Annotated in this window: 1 protein-coding gene; it reads left to right on the top strand. The window is 39.1% G+C overall.

From position 1 onward, the window contains the following. Nucleotides 1-422 (top strand): SGNH/GDSL hydrolase family protein (locus C9J29_RS24050; RefSeq protein WP_336603302.1); only part of this gene is annotated, 422 nt, incomplete at both ends.

The raw sequence follows: 422 nt of genomic DNA, 5'->3' as shown, positions 1-422 counted from the left end.
CGATTTATATTGGTGGAGACTCGACGGTAGCAAATTATTATCCATTGGATAGCAGCATACAGGCTGGCTGGGGTCAATTATTTTCTAAATTTGTTGACGAGGAAATTTTTCAGGTGAGAAATATGGCATCGGGCGGCCAAATAGCAAGAGGCATTAAGGATGATGGACAGTTAGAAGCGATTTTAAAATATATTAAACCAGGCGACTACTTTATCTTACAGCTCGGAATTAATGATACCAATCCAAAAAATACAACCACTGAAGAGCAATTTAAAGAGTATATGAGGGATATGATCCAACAAGTAAAAGCTTCAGGAGCAACAGTTATATTATCCACGCCTCAGGGCCGCGGATCAGACTTCAATTCTGAGGGATTACACAATTCGGAAAATAGATGGTATAGGCATTCAACTGTTGCATTA

This window comes from Lysinibacillus fusiformis, assembly GCF_003049525.1.
Classification (GTDB): domain Bacteria; phylum Bacillota; class Bacilli; order Bacillales_A; family Planococcaceae; genus Lysinibacillus; species Lysinibacillus fusiformis.
This window is presented reverse-complemented; position numbering and strand designations above follow the sequence as displayed.